The sequence below is a fragment of the Nocardiopsis moroccensis genome (genome assembly GCF_055763695.1).
Genome location: NZ_CP199747.1, coordinates 6136829 through 6162206, shown reverse-complemented (window position 1 = coordinate 6162206; position 25378 = coordinate 6136829). Strand labels below are relative to the sequence as shown.

Sequence of the window (25378 nt, the reverse complement as noted above, 5' to 3'; positions counted from 1 at the left end):
GCTGACGCGGCCGGAAAGGCCGAGGTCAGCCGCGCTCCGCCACCTCGGCGGCCGGAATCGGGGCCGGGAAGTCACCGAAGTCCACCCTGAGCCGGGTGAACATCTCGTGCATGCGCCAGAGTTCCTCGTCGGAGTAGCAGCCCAGGCCGAAGTCCATGCCCAGGAGCGCCTGGGTGGCCTCCTCGGTGACCTCGCGCCCGGCGTCGGTGATCTCCGCCAGCACACCGCGACCGTCGCTCGGGTTGGGACGGCGGAGCACCAGGCCCTGCCCCTCCAACCGATCGATGGTGTTGGTGACGCTGGTGGGGTGCACCATCAGGCGCTCACCGATCTTGCCCAACGGCAGTGAGCCGGAGGAGCTGAAGGTGAGCAGGACCAGCGCCTCGTACCGGGCGAAGGTCAGACCGAACGGCTTGAGGGCACCGTCCAGTTCGCCGATGAGGATCTGCTGTGCGCGCATGAGCGAGGTGACCGCCGCCATGGCGGGCGAGGCACCCCATCTCTGACTCCAGTTGTCGTGAGCGCGCTCGATCGGGTCGAACGGAAGGTTCAAAGGGTTTCCCACGCCGTCACTCTAGGCCGTCTTCCGCGGATGCTGAACGGCGTTCGGACATTGCACACCCAGAACCCGATGTCAAGGGTTTCCAGTGACCACAAGGGGACAACCTCCGGCCGAGACGACTGGTCCGCCCCGCGACCTCGGAAACGCCACTGGTTGGGCGGCCCGCACGGAACGCGGGTGAAAAACGTCCGGCGGAACTCATTGACGGGCCCAGAAACTATTAGTTAAGTTTCCTAAAAATTTATCCCCCCACGTCAGAGGCTCTGAATGGCCCGTACCCGGTCCCGATCGCCGCCCCCGCACCCGCTTCCTGTGCAACCTCCCGCTCCGTCTGCGCCCCAGCGCCGGCGGTCGGCATCCCTCCCCCACTGCCGCTCACGCACCAGGAGAACTCGCAACGTGAGAAACCCACGCCCACGGACCCGGCTCGCGGCACTGTTCGCCGTGATGATCGCCGTCCCCCTCGCACTGACGCCCGGCACCGCCTCCGCCGACGCCTCCGACGTCACCGTCACCTACGTGGAGTCCAGCCGCTGGGAGAGCGGCTACGGCGGCCAGCTCACCATCGACAACGCCGCCGACACCGCTCTCACCGACTGGACCGTCGAGTTCACGCTCCCCTCGGGCAGCACCATCACCAGCCTGTGGAACGCCCAGCACTCCGAGTCCGGCGGCACGCACACCGTCACCGCACCCTCATGGGGAGCCCCGGTCCCCGCCGGAGGCACCTACACCGTCGGGTGGAACGGAACCCACTCCGGCGGCGGCACCGCCCCGGAGAACTGCCTCGTCAACGGGAACCCCTGCTCGGGGGAGCCCGGTGAACAGGACGACGAACCGCCCACCGCCCCCAGCGGGCTGACCGCCACCGGCGTCACCGCGAACTCGGTGTCGCTGTCCTGGGAGGCCGCCGCCGACAACGTCGCCCTGGCCGGATACGAGGTCCTCTCCGAGGGCGAGGTGGTCCGCGCGGTCGGCGCCGACACCCTGAGCGCCGACGTGAGCGGGCTGGTCCCCGAGACCGGGTACACGTTCACCGTCCGCGCCTACGACACCTCCAACAACCGCGGCCCGGAGAGCGCACCGGTCACCGCAACCACGGAGAAGGGCGACGGCGGCGGACCCACCGACCCGCCCGGGGAGCGCCGGGTCGCCTACTTCACCCAGTGGGGCATCTACGACCGCGGTTACCTCGTGAACAACATGGAGACCTCGGGCACCGCCGAGAAGCTCACCCACGTCAACTACGCCTTCGGCAACATCAACGAGGGCGGCGAGTGCTTCATGGCCAACCAGCTGGGCCAGGGCGACGCCTGGGCCGACTACGGCCGCTCCTTCAGCGCCGACCAGAGCGTGGACGGGGTCGGGGACACCTGGGCCCAGGACCTGCGCGGCAACTTCAACCAGCTGAGGAAGCTCAAGGAGCAGCACCCGGACCTGAAGGTCAACATCTCGCTCGGCGGCTGGACCTGGTCGGAGCACTTCTCCGACGCCGCACTCACCCCCGAGTCCCGCGAGCGCGTGGTCTCCTCCTGCATCGACCTGTACCTGCGCGGGAACCTGCCGACCTTCGACGGCGCGGGCGGCCCCGGTTCGGCCAACGGCGTCTTCGACGGCATCGACCTGGACTGGGAGTGGCCCGGTTCCGAGGGGCACGAACACAACACGGTTCGCCCCGAGGACCGGGAGAACTTCACCGCCCTGGTCCAGGAGTTCCGTGACCAGCTCGACGACCTCGAGGCCGAGGCCGGGCGCGAGTTCGAACTGACCGCGTTCCTGCCCGCCGACCCGGAGAAGATCGAGCTGGGATTCGAGATGGACCAGCTCATGCCCAACTTCGACTTCGTCACCGTGCAGGGGTACGACTACCACGGCGCCTGGGAGGACAACACCAACCACCAGTCCAACCTGCTGGAGCACCCCGACGACCCGGGGCCGGACGTCTTCTCCACCGAGACGACCGTGCAGGCCTACCTCGACCGCGGCGTCGACCCGGCCGACATGGTGCTCGGGCTGCCCTTCTACAGCCGGGGCTGGACGGGCGTGGATCCCGGCCCGAACGGTGACGGCCTCTTCCAGGGGAGCACCGGCCCCGCGCCCGGCAGCTACGAGGCCGGGATCGAGGACTGGAAGGTCATCAAGGACCTGCCCGGCTTCGAGCTGCACCGCGACGACGCCTCCGGTACGGCGTGGCTCTACGACGGCGAGACCTTCTGGACCTACGACGACGAGATCGCGTTGACGCAGAAGACCGACTGGGCGATGGACAACGGCCTCGGCGGGGTCATGATCTGGTCGATCGACGGTGACGACGCGAACGGCAGCCTGATGAACGCCGTGGACACCGCCCTCAACCAGTAACCCTTCCGCACCACCAACCGCATGAGAAGCAGGGGCCCCGGCTGACCCAGCCGGGGCTCTTACCTTTCCAACAACTGTCGTGTCAAGGCTTTCCCGTGGCCACAAGGGGACAGCCCCGACCGCGACCCACTGGTCCGGCCCGTCAGCTCGACAGGTCCGCCCGGGGAGCGTTCAACGCCCCCGAAACCCGGCGCGGGAACACGGAAACCTCTCGGTGGGCGTTGACGGCGCCCGTAATTATTAGTTAAGTTTCCTAAAAATTTATCCCCCCACGTCAGGGCCGCGCACCCGGGCCCTCGACCCCTCAGGAGAACTCGCGACGTGAGCTCACGACGACTCAGAAACCGCCTGGCGATGCTGGCCGCCGCCGCGCTGGTGGCACCGCTCGCCCTGTTCGTGCCCTCGGCGGCCGCCGAGGAGGCCGGCGCCGCCGACCTCACGGTGACCTACGTGGAGTCGGCCCGCTGGAACACCGGCTACACCGGCGAGATCACCGTCCACAACGCCTCCGGGACCGACCTCACCGACTGGACCCTCGAATTCGACCTCCCCGAGGGCAGCCGGATCCACGAACTGTGGAACGCCACCCTGGCGGGGTCCGCCGAGGACGGCTACACCGTGGCCCCGCCGCGCTGGGGCGCCGTGGTCCCCGCGGGCGGCACCTACGAGTTCGGGTTCAACGGCGTCCACACCGACGGCAACAGCCACCTCCTCGACTGCACCGTCAACGGCTCCCCCTGCGCCGGTGAACCCGACGAAGGACCACAGCACGGGGACCTCAGCGTCGCCTACTTCACCCAGTGGGGCGTCCAGGAGCGCGACTACCACGTCCGTGACCTCGTCGGCTCGGGCAGCGCCGAGAAGCTCACGCACATCAACTACGCATTCGGCAACGTCGGCTCCGACGGCGAGTGCTTCATGACCAACGAGTCCGACCAGGGCGACGCCCGGGCCGACTACGGCCGGGCCGTTCCCGCCTCGGAGAGCGTCGACGGTGCCGCCGACGGCCCGGACCAACCCCTGCGCGGCAACTTCAACCAGCTCCGCAAACTGAAGGAGCGGTACCCGAACCTGGCCGTCAGCGTCTCGCTGGGCGGCTGGAACTGGTCACGGTACTTCTCCGACGCCGCGCTCACCCCCGAGTCCCGCGAGCGCATGGTCTCCTCCTGCATCGACCTGTACCTGCGCGGGAACCTGCCCGTCATCGACGGCGCGGGTGGCGAGGGCGTGGCCTACGGCGTCTTCGACGGTATCGACCTGGACTGGGAGTGGCCCGCCACCAGCGGCAACCCGCACAACGTCGTCCGTCCCGAGGACCGGGAGAACTTCACCGCCCTGGTCCGGGAGTTCCGCGAGCAGCTCGACGAGCTCGGCGAGGAGACCGGCCGCCACTTCGAGCTCAGCTCGTTCATGCCCGCCGGCCCCTGGCGCATCGACACCGGCTACGAGCTGGACGAGATCATGCCCGACCTCGACTTCATCACCGTCCAGGGGTACGACTACCACGGCACCTGGGAGGACAGCACCAACCACCAGTCCAACCTGACCGCGGATCCGCGTGACCCGGGCGCCGTGATCTCCACCGAGACGACCGTGCAGGCCTACCTCGACCGCGGCGTCGACCCCCGCAAGGTCGTCCTGGGCGTGCCCTTCTACGGCCAGGGCTGGACCGGTGTGGAGCCCGGCCCCGAAGGCGACGGACTCTTTCAGCCCGCTGCGGGGCCGGCTTCCGGCACCTACGCCGACGGCACCGAGGAGTACCGGAACCTGAAGGAGCTGACCGGCTTCGACCTGTATCGCGACGACGACCTCGGTACGGCGTGGCTCTACGACGGCGAGACCTTCTGGACCTACGACGACGAGACCGCCATGACCCACAAGACCGACTGGGTGACCGACAACGGCCTCGGCGGGGTCATGATCTGGTCGATCGACGGCGACGACGCGAACGGCAGCCTGATGAACGCCATCGACGCGGCGCTCGGCGGCTAGGACCACAGACCCCCGCCCGGGCTCCGGCCCGGGCGGGAACCGACGGCGCCGGTGCTCTGATCCGGGGAGCACCGGCGCCCGGGCCGGGGCGGGACCGACGTGCGACGGTCCCGCCCCGGCCACCTTCGTGTCCGGGCTTCGAGGTTCCTGGGGTTCCCGGAGGCGAAGTACTGGAACCCCGGAACTACACGCCGGGGTCCGCGCCCAGTTCCCGCAGCAGGAGGTCGGCCGCGGCGTAGGGGTCGCGCTCACCCGCGGCGACCTCGCGGGCCAGCCCCCCCAGACCGCTGTCGGCGCCCACTCCGCCCATCCGGGCGCGCAGCAGGTCGAGCACGATCGCCTGCACCTCGTCGCGGGCGCGAGCTCGGCGCCGCTCCCCGAGCTCCCCGGACTTCTCCAGGTGGGCGAAGTGCTCCTCGACCCGGTCCCAGAGCTCGCCGACCCCCTCGTCCTGGGCGGCGACCGTCATCACGATCGGCGGCTTCCACTCTTCGTCGGTGCGGTCCTTCATCGCGATCATCTGGCGCAGTTCGCGCAGGGTCACCTTGGCGCCGTCCCGGTCGGCCTTGTTCACCGCGAACACGTCGGCGACCTCCAGCACACCGGCCTTGGCCGCCTGTACCGAGTCGCCCATGCCCGGCGCGCACAGCACGACGGTCGTGTCCGCCTGACCGGCGATCTCCACCTCCGCCTGGCCCACACCGACCGTTTCCACGAGGATCACGTCGAACCCGGCGGCGTCCAGCACCCGCAGCGCGTGCGGGGTCGCCCACGACAGGCCGCCCAGGTGCCCGCGGTTGGCCATGGACCTGATGTACACGCCCGGGTCGGTGGCGTGCTCCTGCATCCGTACCCGGTCACCGAGCAGGGCGCCGCCGGTGAAGGGCGAGGAGGGGTCCACCGCCAGGACCGCGACCGAGAGCCCCCGGGCCCGCACCGCGCGCACCACGGCGTTCGTGGTGGTGGACTTGCCCACCCCCGGGGAACCGGTGAACCCGACCACCCGGGCCCGTCCGGTGTGGGGCGCCAGCCCCGCCATGATCTCGCGCAGTTCGGCGGCACCGTTCTCGACCAGGGTGATCGCACGGGCCAGCGCCCTGCGGTCACCCCCGCGAACCCGTTCGACCAACTGGGGGGCTTTCATGCGACTCCTCGATTTTGACGAGCAGATAGAGACAGGGCGGGGGCTTGTGGCCCCCGCCCGTACGTTCTCACCTGTGGCCGGTCCGCGCACGGACCGGGGTGGTTGTCCGCGTCCGCCGCGCCGCCACACCACGGTGCCTGCCGGAACTACTCCGCGGGCACCGTGAACAGCAGGGCGTCGCCCTGGCCGCCACCGCCGCACAGGGCGGCCGCACCGAGCCCGCCCCCGCGGCGGCGCAGCTCGTGGACCAGGTGCAGGGCGATCCGGGCACCGGAGGCGCCGATCGGGTGACCGATCGCGATGGCGCCGCCGTCGACGTTGACGATGTCCTCCGAGACCCCGAGGTCCTTGGTGGACTGGATGCCGACCGCGGCGAAGGCCTCGTTGATCTCGATCAGGTCCAGGTCCTCGACCGACCTGCCCGCCTTGGCCAGCGCGTGCCTGATCGCGTTGGAGGGCTGGGAGTGCAGCGAGTTGTCCGGGCCCGCGACGTTCCCGTGCGCGCCGATCTCGGCGAGGACCGGAACGCCGAGCTCCTCGGCCTTGGCCCTGCTCATCACGACCACGGCGGCGGCGCCGTCGGAGATCTGCGAGGAGGAGCCGGCGGTGATGGTGCCGTCGCGGTCGAAGGCCGGGCGCAGCTTGCCCAGGCTCTCGGCGGTGGTGTCGGGGCGGACGCCCTCGTCAGCGGAGAACACGACCGGGTCGCCCTTGCGCTGCGGGATCTCGACGGGGACGATCTCCTCGTCGAACCGCCCCTCGGCGGCCGCGGCGGCGGCGCGCTGGTGGGAGCGGGCGGCGAAGGCGTCCTGTTCGGGGCGCTCGATACCGAGCTTGCCGTTGTGGCGCTCGGTGGAGGCCCCCATCGAGTCACCCTCGAAGGCGTCGGTGAGGCCGTCGTGCGCGGTGGCGTCCAGGACCTCGACGGAACCGTACTTGTAGCCCTTGCGCGCGTTCGGCAGCAGGTGCGGGGCGTTGGTCATGGACTCCATGCCGCCCGCGACCACGATGTCGAACTCACCCGCGCGGATGAGCTGGTCGGCCAGGGCGATGGCGTCCAGGCCCGACAGGCAGACCTTGTTGATGGTCACGGACGGGACGTCCATGGGGATACCCGCCTTGACCGCGGCCTGGCGGGACGGGATCTGTCCGGCACCGGCCTGCAGGACCTGTCCCATGACCACGTATCCGACCTGTTCGCCGCTGATACCGGCACGCTCCAGCGCGGCCTTGATCGCGAAGCCGCCCAGGTCTGCGGCGGAGAACCCGGCGAGGGAGCCGAGGAGTCGGCCGGTGGGGGTCCGGGCCCCACCGACGATGACGGAACCGGACATCTTAACTGGCCTCCAAGTGATGGGTGACGCACCTGGTCTGCAACGATACCCACACAGATCACACCGACGTTCGGGAGGTTCCCCAGTGAGTGCCGCACCCAGCCCCACCGGCCCGTTCTCCGGGCTGACCCGACTGGACCACGTGGGGATCGCCTGCCGCGACCTCGACGCCTCCATCGAGTTCTACCGGACGACGTACGGCTTCGAGGTCGAGCACGAGGAGGTCAACGAGGAGCAGGGCGTCCGCGAGGCGATGCTCCGGATCAACGGCACGGACGACGGCGGCGCCACTTTTCTGCAACTCCTGGAACCGACCCGGGACGACTCCCCGGTGGCCAAGTTCCTGGCCCGCAACGGGGAGGGTGTGCACCACATCGCCTTCGGCACCTCCGACGTGGCCGCGAGCGCGACCGGAGTCGGGGAGAGGGGCGTGCGGGTGCTGGACTCCGAGCCCCGCACCGGAACCGCGGGATCACAGATCGTCTTCCTGCACCCGAAGGACTGTGGCGGGGTCCTCACCGAGTTGGTACAAAGCGCCCACTGAGGGGGGCCGGAACACCCGACCAGCGCGAACAACGTCACGGGGACGTTCCGGACACATCACAGCTTGAGTTCCCACGGTATGACTGACCACAGGCACCGCCGGAAGTTACCCGAAACCCCCTTCCCAGGGGTTCCACGCTTGATAAAGTCGGCTAGCTGCCGGATGTACTTTTCTTCCGGCGTGATCCATGTCTTGCAGTCCGGTTCGTGAGCCGGGTCGGCCGCACCCTGTCGTGTCCACCGCACCAGGGCGACCGTCGGAGGCGGTCAGGGTCATTCGAGAACCCGTCGCACCGGTCCGCCTGCACCTCGGCTCGCTCACCCCGGGCAACAACCCGTCCCTCCTGGGGCACAAGCAGCCGCCCTCCTGCCGCCCCCGGCAGTTTGCAAGTAGCCGTCTCGCACCCGTTCAGGATTCCGCCACATGTCGTCAAACAACAACATTGACACCCAACTCAACAACATCTTCGACGAAGACAACACCCCGCCCGAGTTCGACGTGGTGCTGCGTGGCTTTGACCGCACCCAGGTGCAGGACTACCTGGACGGCCTGCGCAACGAGGTCAAGCAGTCCAACAAGCAGCTCGAGAAGATGAAGTCGGAGCTGACCGCCAAGAGCCGCCAGCTCCAGGAGCGGGAGCGCCCCTCCTACTCCGGTCTGGGATCGCGCATCGAGGAGCTGCTGCGGCTCGCCGAGGAACAGGCCAACGAGCTGGTCCAGAGCGCGCAGATCGACGCCAACGACATCCGCTCGGCCGCCCAGATCGAGGCTGCCGAGATGCGCGCGGCCGCCGAGTCGGAGGCCACCGAGGTCCGCACGCTCGCCCAGCGCGAGGCCGACGAACAGCGCCAGGCCGCCGAGTCCGAGGCGGAGGAGATCAGCACCACCGCCCGCCGCGAGGCCGACGAGCTGGCCTCCACCACCGAGCGCGAGGTGCAGAAGAAGCGCTCGGCCGTCGACCACGAGATCGCGGAGAAGCGCGCCACCTTCGAGGGTGAGATCGCGAAGCTGCGCACCACCACCGAGCGTGAGTGCGCCCAGGCCCGGGCCGCCGCCAAGCGCGAGCGGGACGAGACCATCCAGTCGGCCAAGAGCCAGGCCGAGGAGCTGCGCAAGAACGCGGAGCGGGCCTACGCCGAGTCCGAGGCGCGCCGCACCGAGACCGAGGACCAGTTCGAGCTCCAGCTGGCCGACCGCCGTGCCGAGGCCGAGCGCCAGGACGCCGAGCGCCTGGCCGCCGCCCAGGCCGCCACGCAGAAGATGGTCAACGAGGCCGAGGAGCGCGCCGCCAGCGCCGAGCAGCGCGCCACCAACGCCAGCCAGCAGGCCGAGCAGACCCGTCGCGACGCCGAGAACCACGCCAAGCAGCTGGTCAGCAACGCCAAGAAGAACGCCGGGCAGATCGAGGCCGAGGCCAAATCCAAGGCCGAGCACCAGCTCAGCGACGCCAAGAGCGAGGCCAACCGGATCATGACGGCCGCCAACAAGGAGGTCGACGAGCTCAACCGCCAGCGCGACAGCATCCAGTCGCACCTCCAGCAGCTGCGTCAGCTGCTCGGTGGCGGCGGCGGTGCCGCCCCGGCGGCTCCCGCTGCTCCCGCTGCTCCGGCCCCCGCCGCGATCCAGCAGGAGGCCGCCCCCGCCGAGGAGCCCAAGCAGCCGGCCGCCTCCGGCAAGGGTGCCGACGACGAGGACTGGTGGCAGGAGTAGCGATCGGCCGCCACTGAGCGCGCCCCGGTCGTACTGACGCGGCGAGGGCCCGGAACCTCCTCAGAGGGGGTTCCGGGCCCTTTCGTCTGTCCGCACTCCGATCACGTTCATCTCCCCTCAGCCACAGGGGAAGCACCCTCCCGCGCACCGTCACCCCAGGGGGTGTTCTTTCGTTCGGGCGCGGGAGCCCGGGTTTCAGCAGACACAGTGCAAGACGAGGCAAGCCGCCGGCAGGGACGGGCACCGCGCCGTAGGCGTCCGTTGAGGGTGGTGGCGGGCGACGGGTGGGCGAGCCAGGCGCAGACGAGGATGCTGTGCCTGCTACAACCCGAACGCTCCCCTGAGGCGCCCGAACACGGTCCGAAGCGAAGCGGAGGACCCAAGCAAACACAGGGAAGGCCCAAAACTACACGACGTCCTTCTCCCAGGGCCCGTCCCATTCGGTGGGCAGCGGGTGCGCTGCGGGGTTGACCTTCTTCACGATCTCGTTGAGGACGCGGCGCACGTAGGGTTCGCCGACCCACAGGTGTTTGGCGCCGTCGACCCCGATGACTTCGGCTTGGGTGAGCGGCGCGAACCGTTCACGGGCCTCGTCGGGCCTGAGGAAGTCGTCGTGTTCGGGGACGAGTGCCATGACCGGCTTCCCGGAGTCCGCCCACACCTTCATGTCCGCCTCGTCGGCGCGGTGGAGCGGTGGGGACAGCAGAAGCGCCCCCCGGATCTGCGGGTCGCAGCCCCATTTGAGGGCGAGTTCGGTTCCGAAGGACCAGCCGAGCAGCCAGGGTTCGGGGAGTTCCTCGAACTCGGTGAACTCGATGGCGGCGAGGACGTCGTGTTTCTCGGTCTCCCCTTCGCCGAACTCTCCTTGGCTGGTGCCGTGGCGGGAGGACGTACCGCGTGTATTGAAGCGCAGGACGGCGACGTTGGCCAGCGCGGGAAGCCGGAAGGAGGCCTTGCGCATGACGTGGCTGTCCATCATGCCTTCGGCGGTGGGCAGAGGGTGCAGGCACACGAGGGTGGCCGCGGGTCGGCCGCCCTCGGGGAGGGCGAGTTCACCGATGAGTTCCAGGCCGTCGGCGGTGTGCAGGGTGATGGGTCGTCGCACGGCGGGCAGCACCGTGGTGGCTCGAATCTCCATGGCTCCTCTTTGGTCTGGTCCGGGTCAGTACCGGGGAGAGCGGTGGGAGCGCCGGTCCCAGCAGGAGGAGTGCCAGTGCCGCCGGTCGCCGCCGTCGCCGTAGGGGCGCCAGGCGACGACGTGGGCCATCCCGGTCGGGATCTCCTGGACGCAGCCGGGGCACCGGTAGACCTTGGTGGCGGCCGCGCCGGGTATCCGCCGAGTCACCCATTCGCCGTCCGGACCTGTCTCCCTGCGCTGTCCTCCGGTGATGCGCAGCATGAGGGCGTCCTCGTCGGGGGGACCGCCGGGGGCGTTGCGGCCCCGGGAGGATTTGCGGCGGGGGCTGTTACGGCGCGGGCTCACCCTTCAAGGGTAGAAGAAGACCGCCAGTGGCCGCCGTCACACCGCGGGGGTGTGGCGGCGGCCGGGGACCGCTGGGCGGGCTCGCCGGGACGGGGCCCGGCGGCGGGCCCTAGTTGCCGCAGGCGCAGCCGCCGCTGCCGTGCGAGGTTGCCTCGTCGGCGTCGGGCAGCTGGTCCATGAGCAGCGGGGCGGGCACCGCGATGGTGGTGAGGCTGTACTCCGACATCGCCACCAGGGTGGTGATGACGGACTCCGCACCGCGCTCCTGGAGAAGCTCGGTGGGGCCCTTCGGGTAGCCGCAGCCGAACCGCATGGCGGTGTCGACGTCCTTGGCGGAGGCGTAACCGTCGCCGATCATGCGCAGGGCGTCGTCGATCTGTGGCGCGATGAGCATCTCGCCCAGGTCGAGGGTTTCCTCCTCGCGCACCATCTGGGCGAGGCGACCGGTCCGCTGGGGCTCGGCCGGGTCGTCCTTGCCCGTGTAGAAGCCCTGGCCGGCCTTACGGCCCAGGTGCCCGGCCGCGACCATGCGGCGCAGCAGCGGGGAGGCGACGTAGCGCGGGTCGCGGAACTCGCCCCAGAGGACGTCCATGACGGCCAGGCACACGTCCAGGCCGACCATGTCGGCGAGGGCGAGCGGGCCCATGGGAAGGCCGGCGGCCTTCTTGACGGACTCGTCGATCTCCTCGCGGGTGGCGATCCGGCGCTCGTAGAGGCGGATCGCGTCGTTGATGTAGGGCACCAGCAGGGCGTTGGCGACGAAGCCGCCGCGGTCGCCGACCGCGACCGGGGTCTTGCCGATGCGTTTGGCGACCTCGGTGACAATGTCGGTGGTCTCCGCGCTGGTGGAGACCGTGGTGATGACCTCGGCCAACTTCATCACCGGAGCCGGGTTGAAGAAGTGCAGACCGACGACCTTTTCGGGGCGGTCGGTCAGCGCCGCGATCTCGGTGACCGAGAGCGAGGAGGTGTTGGTCGCCAGGATCGTGCCCGGCGCACAGATCCGGTCGAGGTCGCCGAACACGTCACGCTTGATGTCCATGCGTTCGGGGACGGCCTCGACGACGAAGTCCGCGTCCGCGAGCTCCTCGCGGGACGTGGAGAAGGTCAGGCGGGCGTCGATCGCCGCGCGCTCCTCCTCGGTGAGTTTGCCCTTGCTGACCGCACGCGAGAGGGACTTGTCCACGTGACCACGGCCGCGGTCGAGGGCGGCCTGGTCGATCTCGACCCCGACGACGTTGAACCCGGCCCTGGCGAACACCTCAGCGATGCCTGCACCCATCGTGCCCAGTCCTACGACGCCGACCTTGTCAAATTCCTGCACCATGGGCCCCACCTTAGACGCCTCGGGCCCCCTGCCCGCGCATGGGGACCACATCTGTACTACTGCGTGGTAATACGGCGTGGTCCGCCCCGGGGGCCGACCGGTACCACGGCCACGGCCAGGGCGGAGAACACCGCGGCCACCGCGAACACGGAGGGCAGTCCAGCGAGGGTGATCACCGCGGCCATCAACACGGGGGTCAGGGTCGTGCTGATCGCCTGGAGCCAGTTCTGCACGGCCAGGGCCCGCCCAGCCCATGCCGTTCCGGCGATCTCCGCCACGGAGACGAAGGTCAGGCCGTTGTGCCACATCGTGAGGACCAGGCAGGACAGGACCAGCGGCACCGCCGTCCACCCCCAGGCGTGCGGCAGCAGGGTGAGCAGGACCAGGGCGGCCCCGGAGACGACGGCCAGCCACCGGACCGGCCGCATCCGGTTCCCGGTCCGGTCCGACCACGCCCCGAGGAACAGGCGCCCCGCCGCCCCGGGGACCTGCGCGGCAGCGACCACCGCTCCGGCGGCCGGCGGGCTCCACCCCTGTTCCTGCACCAGGTAGATCACCGTGTAGACCATCAGGGTGATCTGCGGAACCCCGAGGAGCATGCTCACGCCGTGCACCCGCCAGATCGGCCACCTGCGGTAGGGCGAATCACCCGGAGCGGCGTCGGCCGCGGCACCCGGGGTGTCCGAGGGTTGTTCCCGGCTCCGTTCGGCGGGCCCCGGCGCCGGGGCCGTCGCGAGCACGAGCGGAACGGCGATCAGTGCGAGCACGGCCGGGAGCGTCATCGCCCCGACGAACCCCCACGCCTGGGCCGCCCAGGGCATCACCAGGGCGGAGAGCCCTACGCCCAGCGGCAGCGCGGACTGGCGGATCCCCATGGCCAACCCGCGCTCCCGCCGGACGAACCAGGTCAGGACCAAGCGCCCGCTGGCCGCGTTCACCGGGCCGCCGACCGCCCCGACAAGCAGCAGGACCACCGCCGCGCCCCACAACTGCGACACGGTCCAGAGCAGCCCGAGCGCGCCCGCCGTGAGGAACAGGCTCAGCGCCATCGTCGCCCGCTCGCCCACCCGGTCGATGACCACGCCCCACAGCAGGAGCGTCAACAGCAGCCCGAACGAGGGCAGCCCGGCCAGCACGCCCGCCTGTGCCGTGGTGACCCCGAAGGCCTCCCGCAGCTGCGGCAGCACGACCGGCACCCCGAACATCGCCGAGACACTGGCCACCTGGGCGACCATGCTGATCGACAGGACCGTCCAACGATTTCGCACCGGCATCCGGACAGCCTAGGCAGGAGCGGCGCCCTCCCGCGCCCCGGTTCACCCGCGAACCGGCTCCGTGTACGCGGCGGAGGCGGTAACGTGACCTCCCGTGCGTCTCGTCATCGCGCGGTGCAGTGTCGACTACGTCGGCCGGCTCACCGCCCATCTGCCCATGGCTCCCCGCCTGATCCTCATCAAGGCCGACGGGAGCGTGTCCATCCATGCCGACGACCGGGCGTTCAAGCCGCTCAACTGGATGAACCCGCCGTGCAAGGTCCGCGAGGAGGCGGTCGAGGACGGCCCCGACGTGTGGACGGTCACGCACAGCAAGTCCGGTGAGAAGCTCGTGCTGACCATCGAGGAGGTCATGCACGACTCCTCGCACGAGCTGGGCAAGGACCCCGGCCTGCAGAAGGACGGCGTCGAGGCCCATCTCCAGGAGCTGCTCGCCGAACACATCTCCACGCTCGGCGAGGGCTACACGCTCATCCGTCGCGAGTACCCCACCGCCATCGGCCCCGTGGACATCCTGTGCCGCGACGGGGAGAGCAACACCGTCGCGGTGGAGCTCAAACGGCGCGGGGACATCGACGGGGTGGAGCAGCTCACCCGCTACCTCGAACTCCTCAACCGGGACCCCTCGCTGGCGCCGGTGACCGGCGTGTTCGCCGCCCAGGAGATCAAACCCCAGGCGAAGGTCCTCGCCGAGGACCGCGGCATCACCTGCGTGGTCCTGGACTACGACGAGCTGCGCGGCATCGAACCCGACACCCTGCGCCTGTTCTGACCCGGCCCGGATCCGGCCGCCACCGACCGACCCCGCACCCCACCGCCCCCGGCTGCGCACCCCGCGCCCGGGGGCGGAGTGCTGTCGGCCCCCGGGGGCGTGCCACCGGGGGACCGGTGTCCTCCGCCCGGAGGACACCGGTCCGCCTTCCCGGCGGATACCCGGGCGCGCCCGGGGACGGGAGGCTCGGAACATGAGCGAGACAGTCATCGAGGCCAAGGGCCTCAGGAAGAAGTACGGCGACACCGAGGCCGTCGCGGGGATCGACCTGAGCATCGCGCGGGGCGAGATCTTCTCCTTCCTCGGCCCCAACGGCGCCGGGAAGAGCACCACCGTCGAAATCCTGGAGGGCTTCCGGCACCGCGACGGCGGCTCCGCCCGGGTCCTGGGTGAGGACCCCGGCAGGGCCGGACGCGAGTGGCGCTCCCGCGTCGGCATCGTCTGGCAGCAGGAGACGATGGTCCCCAAGCTCGCGGTGCGCGACGTCGTCCGGCACTTCGCCGGGTACTACCCGCTCCCCCACGACCCCGACGCGGTCATCGAACTGGTCGGGCTGGGGCACAAGGCCAAGGATCTCGCCGAGTCCCTCTCCGGCGGTCAGCGGCGCCGCCTGGACGTGGCCCTGGGCATCGTCGGCCGGCCCGAACTCCTCTTCCTGGACGAGCCGACCACCGGTTTCGACCCCCGGGCCAGACGCGAGTTCTGGGGGCTCATCCGGGACCTGGCAGCCGGGGGCACCACCATCGTCCTGACCACCCACTACCTGGAGGAGGCCGAGGAACTGGCCGACCGGGTGTGCGTGATCGCCCACGGCCGGATCCGGGCCGTGGATTCCCCCGCGGCACTGGGCGGACGCGCCTCCGCCCAGGCCACGGTCGGCTGGCTGGAGGACGGCGGGCACCAGGAGATCCTGACCGACGAACCCACCCGGGTGGTATCCGAGCTGGCCGGGCGCTTCACCGGTGAGGTGCCGGAGCTGAGCGTGCACCGTCCCACTCTGGAGGAGATCTACCTCGGGATGGTCAAGGACACCGACGAGGCCGAGGAGGCCGCGGTATGAGGACTCCGACCACTGACCACGGCCAGCTGTCGACCGGGGCCGCCCGGACCCCCGATCCCCGCGCCCACCGCGACCGTCCGCCCGGTGTGCTCCGGGTGGGGCTGTCCCGGGGGTGGCTGGAGATCCGCACGTTCTGCCGCGAATGGGAGAGCGTGGTCTTCACCTTCTCCCTCCCCGCGCTGATCCTGGCCATGTTCGCGTCCATCTTCGACGGCATGTTCGACATGGGCATGCCCGCGGTCGACTACTACCTGCCCGGCCTGATCGCCATGGGCCTGATGTCGGTGAGCTTCCAGACCCTGGGCACCACCATCGCGAGCGAGCGCGAGTACGGCGGTCTGCGCAGGCTGCGCGGCACCCCGATGCCGCCCAGCGCCTACTTCGTCGGCAAGACCGTCCTGGTGCTGTTCCTCGCCCTGGGCCAGGTCGGCCTGCTGCTGGGGATGGGATGGCTCCTCTTCGACGCCGGCCTGCCCACCACCGTGACGGCGTGGGCCACCATCGCCTGGGTGTTCGTGCTCGGCACCGTCAGCTGCTCCCTGCTGGGTATCGCGGTCAGCTCGCTGGCCCGCACCACCCAGGCCGCCTCGACCGTGGTCGTCGTCCCGTTCCTGGTCCTGCAGTTCACCTCGGGCATCTTCGTCCCGGTGATCGCCCTGCCCGAATGGGTCCTGACCGGGGCCTCCCTCTTCCCGCTGCTGTGGATGGCCCAGGGGCTGCGCGCCGCGTTCTTCCCCGAACAGATGGCCGCCGTGGAACCGTCCGGTGCCTGGGATCTGCACCTGGTCGCCGTGGCCCTGGGGGCCTGGTGTGTGGTGGGCTTGGTGCTGACCCTGCTGACGTTCCGCTGGAAGACCCGTAAGGACGGATGACCACGATGAGGGACCGGGCCCCGGAGCCGGACGAGACCGTGCCCCCGGTGTCCACCGTTCCCGGACCGGGCGCCGAGGGGGCACCGGTCGAAAGGCACGCCTTCGAGCCCGGCGTCTGGTGGGACGTGTACTTCACCACCGCGATGTGCGGCCTCGTCGTGCTCGCACTGGTCACCGGCCCACAGGAGTGGCGGTGGTTGACCGCGGCGCTGATGGTCACGGTCATCGTCGTGTACTACGCCCTGGCCAGGAGCTACATCGCCTCGGAGGGAGAGCGCCCGAAGTGGGTCGGCCCCCTGACCCTGGCGCTCGCCCTGCTCGCGCCGACCGTGCCCGCGGTGGTCCTCAACCCGACGCTGACCTTCATCATGGTGGCGATCAGTCCGCTCGCCTTCATGGCGTTGGGCAGCCGTCTCGCTGTCCCCGTCATAGGCGTGGTCCTGCTCCTGCCCGCACTGCTCCAGGGCCTGACCGGGCAGCGGGGGTGGGGCGACGTCGGGGTGACCTTCCTGATCAACGGAGTGATTCTCGGCTTCGCCCTGTGGTTCGGCACCTGGTTCGAGCGGATCGTCGTGCAGAGCGCCGAGCGGTACGAGCTGATCGAGGAACTGCGCCGCAGCCGCCAGGAGGTCTCCCGCCTGTCCCAGGAGGCCGGGGCGCTGGCCGAGCGCGAGCACCTGGCCCGGGAGATGCACGACACCCTGGCCCAGGGGTTCACCAGCATCATCACCCTCACCCAGGCCGTGGAGTCGGAGCTGGACAGCGACCCCGCGACCGCTCGGCGCCACCTGGCGCTGATGCGCGAAACCGCGGCGGAAAACCTCGCCGAGACCCGCGCCATGGTGGCCACCCGTCAACCGGTCCGGTTGGACGATGAGGGCCTGGACGCCTCGATCCGGCGCATCTGCGAACGCCTCGGCCGCGAACTCGGTATCTCCGTGGCCGCCGAGGTCACCGGCTCCCCGGAGGAACTCCCCAACGACCTCCGGATCTGTCTGCTGCGCACCGCGCAGGAGGCCCTGGCCAACGTCCGCAAGCACTCCGGGGCCGGCAACGCCCGGGTCGCCCTCGCCTACACCGACGTCGGCGTGCGGTTGACCGTCGAGGACGACGGGCTGGGCTTCGATCCCACGCGGCCCGCCCACGGCAACGGACTGGCCAACATGCACCACCGCGCCCAGAGCGTGGGCGGCGTTCTGGAGATCGGTTCCACCCCCGGCCGCGGCACCACCGTCCGCCTGGTCCTGCCGCACGAGGAAACCGCCGACACCGGGCCCTGCAGCGGGTCCGACGGCCCCGACGGGGCCGGGCACCAGGAGCGGCCCCACACCGTCCGAGAGGAAACCGCACCATGATCCGCGTCCTTCTGGTGGACGACCACCCCGTGGTCCGTGAGGGCATCCGCGGCATGCTCAGCACCGAACCCGACCTGGACATCGTCGGTGAGGCCGGTTCCGGCCCCGAGGCCGTGGCCCGGGTCGCCGAACTGCGGCCGCAGGTCGTACTCATGGACCTGCGTATGCCCGGAGGCGACGGCGTGGCGGCGACCGAGCGCATCCGCGCCGGGTACCAGGACGTGCACGTCCTGGTACTCACCACCTACGACACCGACACCGACATCCTGCGCGCGGTCGAGGCGGGCGCCACCGGCTACCTGCTCAAGGACACTCCGCGCGCGGAGTTGGCCGACGCCGTCCGTTCTGCCGCCCGGGGCGAGACGGTGCTGAGCGGCCGGCTCGCGGGCAAGCTGCTCACCGGGATGCGGCAGCGCACCGAACCGGAGGGGCCCGCGCTCTCCCCCCGCGAGGTGGAGGTGCTGCGGCTGGCCGCGGACGGGCGTACCAACGCGGCGATCGGCCGAGTGCTGCACATCAGTCCCACCACGGTGAAGACCCATCTGATGCGGGTCTACGAGAAGCTGGGGGTCGGCGACCGGACCGCCGCGGTGTCCCGAGCGCTCCGCCGCGGCCTGCTCCCCGAGCAGTAGCCCCCGGCCGATCCCTGACCGGGCGCCCCGAACTTCAGGGGTGTCTCAGGGGCTTTCCCCGATGCCGCACCCTGCCGTGCGGAGAAGAATCGGAATATGGTGGAACCGATGAGCCAAATCACCCCCCACGAGGACGGGAACGGTCGGATGCGCGCCTCGGACGCCGACCGTGACGCCGTCGCGCACCTGCTCCGCGAGGCCCTGGCCGAGGGACGCCTGGACCCCGACGAACACAGCGACCGACTGGACTCGGTGTACCGGGCCAAGACCGTCGGCGAACTCGTCCCCCTCACCGAGGACCTGCCGAGTACCGGTTCCTCCCCCACGAACGCTCCGGTCCCGACGGACTTCCGTTCACCCCGACCGGTCTACGGTGCGAGCCGGATCGTCGACCAACCCGCCACCAGCCGCAGCGCCCTCGTCCTCATGGGCGGCGCCGACCGGTCCGGGAACTGGGTCGTTCCGCCCGTGTTCGTCGCGGCCGCGGTGATGGGCGGTATCGAACTCGACCTGCGCGAGGCCCGGTTCACCCAGCGCGAGACCACCATCTGGATCTGCACGGTCATGGGCGGCGTCGGGATCGTCGTGCCCGACGACATCCAGGTGCGCGTGCACGGCCTGCCGGTGATGGGCGGTTTCGGGGTCGAGGGGAACACCCCCAGCGTGGTGGACCCGGACGCCCCGATCGTGCACGTCCGGGGTGTCGCGGTGATGGGCGGGGTCGGTGTCGAGTACCGAGCGCGCAAGCATCAGGAAGGCGAGTAGCCTCCAGCCTCGAAGCCCCTTGCAATAAGACAATTTGGGCTTTTTGGGCCATCTATCCAACCACAGTGTGCACCCTTTGCGTAAGGTCTGTGGCTGATTGTGGCAATGTCCCGGTCCATGTCTTGCCGCGGACCCCCACGACTGCGAGGCTTCTCCGGTACCTCGCCCACCCCAGGTGTCCATCCCCCAACACCATGGAGCGGTGGACCCCCGTGAACCGGAGGAAGATCGTGCATCCGAGCAACCCCGGACACTCGCTCGACAGAGCGGGTTCGTCCCTTTCCCCCCGGCGGCGCACCGCGACGACAGCGGGAATCGCCGCCCTGCTGATGGCCGCGGGCACTCTGGCGAGCTCCCCCGCCCACGCCGACGAGGTCGCGCTCCCCGACCTGGTGACCGCGGACGCCATCGAGTCCCACCTGGTCAACCTCAACACCATCGCCGAGTACAACGGCGGCAACCGTGCGACCGGCACCCCCGGCTACGACGTGGCCGCGATGTACATCGAGGACCAGCTCGAAAGAGCCGGCTACGAGCCCTACAGACACGACTACGAGTACGAGTCCTGGGTCGAGAACACACCCGCCGTCCTGGAACAGACCGCGCCGAAACAGCACCCGTACGAGCTCGACGAGGACTACGTCACCATGAGCTACTCCGGTGCCGGTGACGTGACCGCCCCGGCGGTCGCGGTCAACCCCGACAGCTCGGAGAGTGGCTGCTCCGCGGACGACTTCGCCGACTTCCCCGAGGGCGCGATCGCCATCACCGTCCGCGGCGCCTGCGCGTTCGCGCAGAAGGTGCAGAACGCCGCGGACGCCGGCGCCTCGGCGGCCCTGGTGGTCAACAACGAGGACGAGGTCTTCCTCGGCACCGTCAGCGAACTGTCCGACATCCCCGCGGTCGGCGTCTCCGGCCTGGTCGGCGCGGACCTGCTGTCGATCCCCGACCTGGAGCTCCGGGTCGCCGTCGACTCCGAGGTCGAGCAGGAGAGCTCCTACAGCATCCTCGCCGAGACCCCCGGCGGACGTGACGACAACGTGGTGGTCGTCGGCGGCCACCTGGACAGCGTCGAGGACGGCCCGGGGATCAACGACAACGGCAGCGGCTCGGCCTTCCTGCTGGAGACCGCCATCCAGCTGGCCCAACAGGAGGCCCCGAACAACAAGGTCCGCTTCGCCTTCTGGGGCACCGAGGAGGACGGCCTGGTCGGCTCCACCGAGTACGTGGCGGACCTGACGGAGGACGAGCTCGACGACGTCGCGCTCTACCTCAACTTCGACATGATCGGCTCGCACAACTACGGCCGCTTCGTGCTCGACGGCCGGATGGAGCTGCCGGAGTCCGGCGGCGCCCCCTCGGGCTCCGGCGCGATCGCCAAGGTCTTCGAGGACTACTTCGAGGGGCAGGGCCAGGTCAGCGAGCCCGGCGTGCTCAGCGGCCGCAGCGACTACCTCGCCTTCATGCAGGCCGGTGTGGCCTCCGGCGGCCTGTTCAGCGGCGCCGACGGCGTCAAGACCGAGGAGCAGGCCGGATGGTACGGCGGCACCGCGGGTGAGACGTTCGACCCGTACTACCACACGGCGGACGACACCCTGGAGCACATCAACTGGGACGCGGTCGCCGAACTGTCGGCCGCGGGCGCACACGGCGTTGAGTTCTTCGCCGACAGCACCCTGCCCGTCAACGGTGTGCTGACCATGTCGGCCGTCGAGGTCGACCTGCCCCGCAAGGGCGACGCCTGGGTGCGGTAGGGCTGAGCGGGCGAACGTACGCCCCGTAGCCGAGCTCCCGGAGCGACCCGTCCTGGACACGGGTGAGGGCGGGCGGCGTGAACCCCCCGGTTCCACGCCGCCCGCCCTCGCGGTGCCTCCCCCTCCACACGGTCTCCCGGGCGGCCCCCTCTGCTCCGCCCGGGTGCACCTTGCACGGACACCGCCGGAAACTACGGTGAGTAGCTCCCTCATGCCAAAAGGTATCAGTGAGACAGGTCACCTTCACCCCTCGAGACTGAACAGTTATCCTCTGTGATGTCTCCGTGCCCAGCCCCTCCCCCCGGTCGGGAGCCCCCCACCCCTAGGGTGAGTGCCATGACCAAACGGGACACTGACAAGCCGGTCGTGCTGTCGAAGATCTACACCCGCACCGGCGACGCGGGCACCACGGCGCTCGGCGACATGAGCAGGACCAACAAGAACGACACCCGGCTCGTGGGCTACGCGGACACGGAGGAGGCCAACGCCGCCATCGGTGTCGCACTGGCCGTGGGCGACCTGCCCGAGGACGTACGCGTCCTGCTGGGACGCGTGCAGAACGAGCTCTTCGACCTGGGCGCGGACCTGTCCACTCCGATCGTGCCCGACCCCGAGTTCCCCCCGCTGCGCGTCCTACCGGAGTACGTCACCCGGCTGGAGGAGGCCTGCGACACCTACAACGAGGGCCTGCCGACCCTGCGCAGCTTCATCCTGCCCGGCGGCTCGCCCACCGTCGCCCTGGTCCACACGGCCCGTATCGTGGTCCGCCGCGCCGAACGCGCCGTCTGGGCGGCGATCGAGGAGCACGGGGACAGCGTCAACCCGCTCACCGCGCAGTACCTGAACCGGCTCTCGGACCTGCTGTTCATCCTCGGCCGGTACGTCGCCCGGGACGGCGACGAGGTCCTCTGGCAGCCCGGAGGGGAGCGGTAGAGCCCTCTTCGGGCCGGCAAAGCCTCAGGACCGGCCACCCCAGGGCGCCGTTGGCTGCGCGGAGACGCTTTTCTCCGGTGAGCACGTGTGAGCCGCCATGCATCGGTTAGGGCCTCGTGTGAGTGATTCCCCCGAACAAAAGGAAGGGGCACATGTACACGAAGGCCAAACCTGGCAGCGTCGTCGCCGTTCTGGTACTGCTGATCCTGATCGCTGTCTACCAGCTCTTCATCGGAGCGATGACACTCTTCGGTGCCTTCGTCGTCGAGGGCACCAACCTGATGGAGCAGATGCCGGCGGAGATGGACGCCGTGGCCGAAACGGCCGAGCAGAACGTCTGGGCCATCTACCTGGGAGGCGCGGTCTGCCTGGTCTACGCCGTGGCCGCGACGGTCCTGGCCGTGATGGTCGGCAAGGGCAAGCCCCGGGCCCGTCCACTCACCATCGGTGTCAACGCCGTTTTCGGTGTGGCCAACCTGGCCCTGATGATCCCCATGGTCTACGGTCCGGGCGCCGTCATCTCCGCGATCCTCGCGTTCGTGGTGGCGGGCCTGCTCTTCCGGCGTGCGGCGAAGGACTACTTCAGCACGCGCGTCGGTGCGCCCGTCGGTGAAACCGTACGGAGCTGACCCGGGGGCCGGTGCCCGGTCGGGGCCACCGGCCCACGAGTTCTACCGGAGGTCGTCGAGTTCGCGCTCGACGGCCTCCACCTTGCTGTGCAGTCCGTCGGTGACGCCCTTGCGCACGTCGGCCTTGAGGGTCATGCTCACCCGGTCAGCGCCCTCGCCCGCGGCCTCCACCGCGCGCTTGACGACTTCCATGACCTCGTCCCACTCGCCCTCGACGGTGGTGAACATGGCCGAGGTCTCGTTGGAAAGACCGCTCTCACGCACCACCTTGACTGCGCGTGCCACGGCCGGGGCGACGGAGTCACCGGTACCGAGCGGGGATACGGAGAAAGCGACGATCGTACTCATGGGCCCATGCAAACACACGGGCCCGCCCATGTGAACCTGCCACGGCGTCACGCCTCCCAGCGGGTTCCGGGGGGCATCGACTCGATCCACGACAGGAACCCGGTGAGCACGCTCTCGCCCATGGCCACCTCGTAGGTCGCCTCGCGGGGCTCACTGCCGTCCTCGGCCAGCCAGCCGATCTCCAGAACGGTGACGTCGGGGGGCAGATGGGCGTCCTCCGCCCCGGGGGAACGGCGCCCCACAACGACAAGACCGCGGCGCGACAGCCTCGCTGTCGGCCGCGGTCTGAGCGAGAGGATCGGGAACCAGCCCAGGTGCTCCGAACCGTACCGGCCGAAACCGATCCGCCAGGAGCCCCGGCGTCCCTTCGCCCCGCGCGCACGCAGGTAACACTCGACGGCACCGCCGCTGCGCAGCAGCACGAACCGTCGCATCGCGCCGGCGACCAGCACCAGCGCGACGGCGACGAGGAGGGCGAGGCCCACCCACCACAAGGACTCCAACCACGACGTTCCCTGCAGCGGTTCCACACCCACGTCTCGTTGCCCCCTGACTCGGCTAGGCGACTTCCTCGCCAGCAGCACGCAGGCGACTGCGCGCACGAGCCACGGCCAGGCTGTCGCCCGACTCGCTCGCACCCTTCAGCGCCTCGCGCGCACGGTCCACATCGATGTCCTCGGCGAGCTCGGCGCTCTCGGCGAGAACGGAGATCCGTCCCTCGCCCGAGACCGAGACGAAACCGCCGTGGGCGGCCACCCGGACCTCGCCGGTCTCACGTGCGCCCAGGACACGAACGACCGCGTCCTCGGCCAGAAGCGACAGCACCGGGACGTGCCCGGGCTGAACGCCGATCTCGCCCTCGACGGTCTTCGCGATGACCATGTCGCCCTCGCCCGCCCAAACCTCACGGTCCGGAGAGACGATCTCGACGAAAAGCTTCTTCGACACTGCCACAAACTCCTCGGCTAGCGGGTGGGTTCGGCGGGGTCGAGTACGAACCGATACCCGACCCCGCCTGGGAACTAGCCCCGCCCGTCGCCCTCCGCTCCCGGAGCGGGGGGACACTGACGCGCAGTACTAGCCTTCCTGCAGCTTCTTGGCCTTCTCGACGACCATGTCGATGTTGCCGACATCGAGGAAGGCCTGCTCGGGAAGGTGGTCGTACTCACCGTCACAGAGCGCCTTGAAGGAGGCGATGGTCTCCTCCAGCGGCACGAACACGCCCGGGTTGCCGGTGAACTTCTCGGCCACGAACATGTTCTGCGAGAGGAAACGCTCCAGGCGACGCGCCCGGTTGACGATGATCTTGTCCTCTTCGGACAGCTCGTCCATACCCAGGATGGCGATCTGGTCCTGCAGGTCGTTGTTGCGCTGCAGGATCTCCTTGACTCGCTGGGCCACCGCGTAGTGCTCCTCGCCCACGTACTGCGGGTCGAGGATACGGGAGGTGGAGGCCAGCGGGTCGACCGCCGGGTAGATGCCCTTCTGCGAGATCGGGCGGGAGAGCTCGGTCGTCGCGTCCAGGTGGGCGAAGGTGGTCGCCGGAGCGGGGTCGGTGTAGTCGTCCGCGGGGACGTAGATCGCCTGCATCGAGGTGATCGAGTGGCCCCGCGTCGAGGTGATCCGCTCCTGGAGCTGACCCATCTCGTCAGCCAGGTTGGGCTGGTAACCCACGGCCGAGGGCATACGACCCAGCAGCGTGGAGACCTCCATACCGGCCTGGGTGAAACGGAAGATGTTGTCGATGAAGAGCAGCACGTCCTGGTTCTGGACGTCGCGGAAGTACTCCGCCATCGTCAGAGCCGAGAGCGCCACGCGCAGACGGGTGCCCGGGGGCTCGTCCATCTGGCCGAAGACGAGCGCGGTGTCCGGGAGGACGCCCATCTCGTCCATCTCCAGGAAGAGGTCCGTACCCTCACGGGTGCGCTCACCGACACCGGCGAACACGGACACACCACCGAAGTTACGGGCGATACGGGTGATCATCTCCTGGATGAGCACCGTCTTGCCCACACCCGCGCCACCGAAGAGGCCGATCTTCCCACCGCGCACGTACGGGGTGAGGAGGTCGATCACCTTGATGCCCGTGACCATCATCTCGGTCTTGGACTCGAGCTGGTCGAAGGCGGGAGCCTTGCGGTGGATCGGCCAGTACTCGGTCGCGCCGAGCTCGGACGAGGGCACGTCCATGGACTCGCCCAGGGTGTTGAACACGTGGCCCTTGACGACGTCGCCGACGGGCACGCTGATGGGCGCACCGGTGTCGCGGACCTCGGCGCCACGGACCATGCCGTCCTGAGGGGCGAGGGAGATGGCCCGCACCAGGTTGTCACCCAGGTGCTGGGCGACCTCCAGGGTGATGACCTTGTTGGTGCCGCCGATGCTGACATCGGTGTGCAGGGCGTTGTAGATGCCGGGCAGGGAGCCGACGGGGAACTCCACGTCGACGACCGGGCCGGTGACCCGGGCGATGCGGCCGGTGGCGGTGCCAGCGCCGGCCGAACCTTCAACTGTCGCAGTCACTTCT

Annotated in this window: 24 protein-coding genes; 13 read left to right on the top strand and 11 right to left on the bottom strand. The window is 69.9% G+C overall.

The genetic code is table 11. The annotated features are described in order from the left end of the window. Nucleotides 1-25 precede the first annotated feature (25 nt). Nucleotides 26-553 (bottom strand): MarR family winged helix-turn-helix transcriptional regulator, encoded by a 528-nt coding sequence (locus ACUKCB_RS27255; protein WP_473041161.1) that lies wholly within the window; start codon nucleotides 551-553, stop codon nucleotides 26-28. 456 nt (nucleotides 554-1009) lie between these two features. Between ACUKCB_RS27255 and ACUKCB_RS27250 the strand changes: the two genes are divergently transcribed. Continuing rightward, entirely contained in the window at nucleotides 1010-2923 is a 1914-nt protein-coding gene (locus tag ACUKCB_RS27250) for a glycosyl hydrolase family 18 protein (protein WP_473041160.1), read from the top strand. 354 nt (nucleotides 2924-3277) lie between these two features. Beyond that, nucleotides 3278-4915, top strand: a complete 1638-nt coding sequence (locus tag ACUKCB_RS27245; protein ID WP_473041158.1) for a glycosyl hydrolase family 18 protein — start codon at nucleotides 3278-3280, stop codon at nucleotides 4913-4915. Nucleotides 4916-5099: 184 nt separating this feature from the next. On the opposite strand, the gene meaB is transcribed toward ACUKCB_RS27245, so the two are convergent. Together meaB and ACUKCB_RS27235 are read right to left on the bottom strand one after the other, a co-directional pair. Continuing rightward, entirely contained in the window at nucleotides 5100-6059 is a 960-nt protein-coding gene (gene meaB / locus ACUKCB_RS27240) for a methylmalonyl Co-A mutase-associated GTPase MeaB (protein WP_473038372.1), read from the bottom strand. Nucleotides 6060-6205: 146 nt separating this feature from the next. Continuing rightward, a complete protein-coding gene (locus tag ACUKCB_RS27235) occupies nucleotides 6206-7393 on the bottom strand; it encodes an acetyl-CoA C-acetyltransferase (RefSeq protein ID WP_473038371.1) in 1188 nt (395 codons plus the stop codon). An 85-nt stretch (nucleotides 7394-7478) separates the two neighbouring features. On the opposite strand from ACUKCB_RS27235, the gene mce reads away from it, so the two are divergent. Further along, nucleotides 7479-7937, top strand: coding sequence for a methylmalonyl-CoA epimerase (mce, locus tag ACUKCB_RS27230; RefSeq protein ID WP_473038370.1), 459 nt, complete (start codon nucleotides 7479-7481; stop codon nucleotides 7935-7937). Between the two features lie 423 nt (nucleotides 7938-8360). Continuing rightward, a complete protein-coding gene (locus tag ACUKCB_RS27225) occupies nucleotides 8361-9647 on the top strand; it encodes a DivIVA domain-containing protein (protein WP_473038369.1) in 1287 nt (428 codons plus the stop codon). A 406-nt stretch (nucleotides 9648-10053) separates the two neighbouring features. Here ACUKCB_RS27225 and ACUKCB_RS27220 read toward each other — a convergent pair whose 3' ends face one another. The 4 genes from ACUKCB_RS27220 to ACUKCB_RS27205 all read right to left on the bottom strand — a co-directional run bounded on the left by ACUKCB_RS27220 (nucleotide 10054) and on the right by ACUKCB_RS27205 (nucleotide 13731). Further along, nucleotides 10054-10785 (bottom strand): alpha/beta hydrolase, encoded by a 732-nt coding sequence (locus ACUKCB_RS27220; protein ID WP_191274566.1) that lies wholly within the window; start codon nucleotides 10783-10785, stop codon nucleotides 10054-10056. 24 nt (nucleotides 10786-10809) lie between these two features. Continuing rightward, nucleotides 10810-11130 (bottom strand): ATP/GTP-binding protein, encoded by a 321-nt coding sequence (locus ACUKCB_RS27215; RefSeq protein ID WP_473038368.1) that lies wholly within the window; start codon nucleotides 11128-11130, stop codon nucleotides 10810-10812. 109 nt (nucleotides 11131-11239) lie between these two features. Then, complete coding sequence (locus ACUKCB_RS27210; RefSeq protein WP_473038367.1) at nucleotides 11240-12457, bottom strand: 3-hydroxyacyl-CoA dehydrogenase; 1218 nt, start codon at nucleotides 12455-12457, stop codon at nucleotides 11240-11242. Between the two features lie 56 nt (nucleotides 12458-12513). Beyond that, nucleotides 12514-13731 (bottom strand): MFS transporter, encoded by a 1218-nt coding sequence (locus ACUKCB_RS27205; RefSeq protein ID WP_473038366.1) that lies wholly within the window; start codon nucleotides 13729-13731, stop codon nucleotides 12514-12516. A 94-nt stretch (nucleotides 13732-13825) separates the two neighbouring features. Here ACUKCB_RS27205 and nucS point away from each other — a divergent pair, with 94 nt between their 5' ends. The 9 genes from nucS (at nucleotide 13826) to ACUKCB_RS27160 (ending at nucleotide 22503) form a co-directional block, all read left to right on the top strand. Next, entirely contained in the window at nucleotides 13826-14503 is a 678-nt protein-coding gene (nucS, locus tag ACUKCB_RS27200) for an endonuclease NucS (RefSeq protein ID WP_452547360.1), read from the top strand. Nucleotides 14504-14696: 193 nt separating this feature from the next. Next, the gene (locus ACUKCB_RS27195) at nucleotides 14697-15563 is read left to right on the top strand and encodes an ABC transporter ATP-binding protein (protein WP_473038365.1); all 867 of its coding nucleotides are present in this window, start codon (nucleotides 14697-14699) and stop codon (nucleotides 15561-15563) included. Beyond that, the gene (locus ACUKCB_RS27190) at nucleotides 15560-16435 is read left to right on the top strand and encodes an ABC transporter permease (protein WP_473038364.1); all 876 of its coding nucleotides are present in this window, start codon (nucleotides 15560-15562) and stop codon (nucleotides 16433-16435) included. Before ACUKCB_RS27195 ends, ACUKCB_RS27190 begins: the two co-directional genes overlap by 4 nt. Next, nucleotides 16432-17790: a sensor histidine kinase gene (locus ACUKCB_RS27185; RefSeq protein ID WP_473038363.1), complete on the top strand. Its 1359-nt coding sequence runs from the start codon at nucleotides 16432-16434 to the stop codon at nucleotides 17788-17790. The genes ACUKCB_RS27190 and ACUKCB_RS27185 overlap by 4 nt, the downstream gene beginning before the upstream one ends. Beyond that, the gene (locus ACUKCB_RS27180; RefSeq protein WP_473038362.1) at nucleotides 17787-18422 is read left to right on the top strand and encodes a response regulator; all 636 of its coding nucleotides are present in this window, start codon (nucleotides 17787-17789) and stop codon (nucleotides 18420-18422) included. Before ACUKCB_RS27185 ends, ACUKCB_RS27180 begins: the two co-directional genes overlap by 4 nt. A gap of 96 nt (nucleotides 18423-18518) precedes the next feature. Then, complete coding sequence (locus ACUKCB_RS27175) at nucleotides 18519-19187, top strand: DUF1707 SHOCT-like domain-containing protein (RefSeq protein ID WP_473038361.1); 669 nt, start codon at nucleotides 18519-18521, stop codon at nucleotides 19185-19187. A 230-nt stretch (nucleotides 19188-19417) separates the two neighbouring features. Further along, nucleotides 19418-20941 carry a M28 family peptidase gene (locus ACUKCB_RS27170; RefSeq protein ID WP_473038360.1) on the top strand — a complete coding sequence of 508 codons (1524 nt, stop codon included), beginning with the start codon at nucleotides 19418-19420 and terminating at the stop codon, nucleotides 20939-20941. A 336-nt stretch (nucleotides 20942-21277) separates the two neighbouring features. Next, nucleotides 21278-21874 (top strand): cob(I)yrinic acid a,c-diamide adenosyltransferase, encoded by a 597-nt coding sequence (locus ACUKCB_RS27165; protein ID WP_191274542.1) that lies wholly within the window; start codon nucleotides 21278-21280, stop codon nucleotides 21872-21874. A 152-nt stretch (nucleotides 21875-22026) separates the two neighbouring features. After that, nucleotides 22027-22503: a hypothetical protein gene (locus tag ACUKCB_RS27160; protein WP_473038359.1), complete on the top strand. Its 477-nt coding sequence runs from the start codon at nucleotides 22027-22029 to the stop codon at nucleotides 22501-22503. Nucleotides 22504-22545: 42 nt separating this feature from the next. On the opposite strand, the gene ACUKCB_RS27155 is transcribed toward ACUKCB_RS27160, so the two are convergent. From ACUKCB_RS27155 to atpD, 4 genes are all read right to left on the bottom strand, one after another. After that, the gene (locus tag ACUKCB_RS27155; protein ID WP_473038358.1) at nucleotides 22546-22851 is read right to left on the bottom strand and encodes an MTH1187 family thiamine-binding protein; all 306 of its coding nucleotides are present in this window, start codon (nucleotides 22849-22851) and stop codon (nucleotides 22546-22548) included. A 47-nt stretch (nucleotides 22852-22898) separates the two neighbouring features. Next, entirely contained in the window at nucleotides 22899-23387 is a 489-nt protein-coding gene (locus ACUKCB_RS27150; protein WP_473038357.1) for a DUF2550 domain-containing protein, read from the bottom strand. Between the two features lie 22 nt (nucleotides 23388-23409). Then, nucleotides 23410-23799, bottom strand: coding sequence for a F0F1 ATP synthase subunit epsilon (locus ACUKCB_RS27145; RefSeq protein ID WP_473038356.1), 390 nt, complete (start codon nucleotides 23797-23799; stop codon nucleotides 23410-23412). A 129-nt stretch (nucleotides 23800-23928) separates the two neighbouring features. Beyond that, nucleotides 23929-25374, bottom strand: a complete 1446-nt coding sequence (atpD, locus tag ACUKCB_RS27140) for a F0F1 ATP synthase subunit beta (protein ID WP_191274531.1) — start codon at nucleotides 25372-25374, stop codon at nucleotides 23929-23931. Nucleotides 25375-25378 lie beyond the last annotated feature (4 nt).

Bases quoted from the DNA above. Each gene is read 5' to 3' on its own strand.
- ACUKCB_RS27250 (WP_473041160.1), top strand. From the start codon at position 1,010: ATGATCGCCGTCCCCCTCGCACTGACGCCCGGCACCGCCTCCGCCGAC.
- ACUKCB_RS27245 (WP_473041158.1), top strand. From the start codon at position 3,278: ATGCTGGCCGCCGCCGCGCTGGTGGCACCGCTCGCCCTGTTCGTGCCC.
- meaB (WP_473038372.1), bottom strand. From the start codon at position 6,059: ATGAAAGCCCCCCAGTTGGTCGAACGGGTTCGCGGGGGTGACCGCAGG.
- ACUKCB_RS27235 (WP_473038371.1), bottom strand. From the start codon at position 7,393: ATGTCCGGTTCCGTCATCGTCGGTGGGGCCCGGACCCCCACCGGCCGA.
- ACUKCB_RS27225 (WP_473038369.1), top strand. From the start codon at position 8,361: ATGTCGTCAAACAACAACATTGACACCCAACTCAACAACATCTTCGAC.
- ACUKCB_RS27220 (WP_191274566.1), bottom strand. From the start codon at position 10,785: ATGGAGATTCGAGCCACCACGGTGCTGCCCGCCGTGCGACGACCCATC.
- ACUKCB_RS27210 (WP_473038367.1), bottom strand. From the start codon at position 12,457: ATGGTGCAGGAATTTGACAAGGTCGGCGTCGTAGGACTGGGCACGATG.
- ACUKCB_RS27205 (WP_473038366.1), bottom strand. From the start codon at position 13,731: ATGCCGGTGCGAAATCGTTGGACGGTCCTGTCGATCAGCATGGTCGCC.
- ACUKCB_RS27195 (WP_473038365.1), top strand. From the start codon at position 14,697: ATGAGCGAGACAGTCATCGAGGCCAAGGGCCTCAGGAAGAAGTACGGC.
- ACUKCB_RS27190 (WP_473038364.1), top strand. From the start codon at position 15,560: ATGAGGACTCCGACCACTGACCACGGCCAGCTGTCGACCGGGGCCGCC.
- ACUKCB_RS27185 (WP_473038363.1), top strand. From the start codon at position 16,432: ATGACCACGATGAGGGACCGGGCCCCGGAGCCGGACGAGACCGTGCCC.
- ACUKCB_RS27180 (WP_473038362.1), top strand. From the start codon at position 17,787: ATGATCCGCGTCCTTCTGGTGGACGACCACCCCGTGGTCCGTGAGGGC.
- ACUKCB_RS27175 (WP_473038361.1), top strand. From the start codon at position 18,519: ATGGTGGAACCGATGAGCCAAATCACCCCCCACGAGGACGGGAACGGT.
- ACUKCB_RS27165 (WP_191274542.1), top strand. From the start codon at position 21,278: ATGACCAAACGGGACACTGACAAGCCGGTCGTGCTGTCGAAGATCTAC.
- ACUKCB_RS27160 (WP_473038359.1), top strand. From the start codon at position 22,027: ATGTACACGAAGGCCAAACCTGGCAGCGTCGTCGCCGTTCTGGTACTG.
- ACUKCB_RS27155 (WP_473038358.1), bottom strand. From the start codon at position 22,851: ATGAGTACGATCGTCGCTTTCTCCGTATCCCCGCTCGGTACCGGTGAC.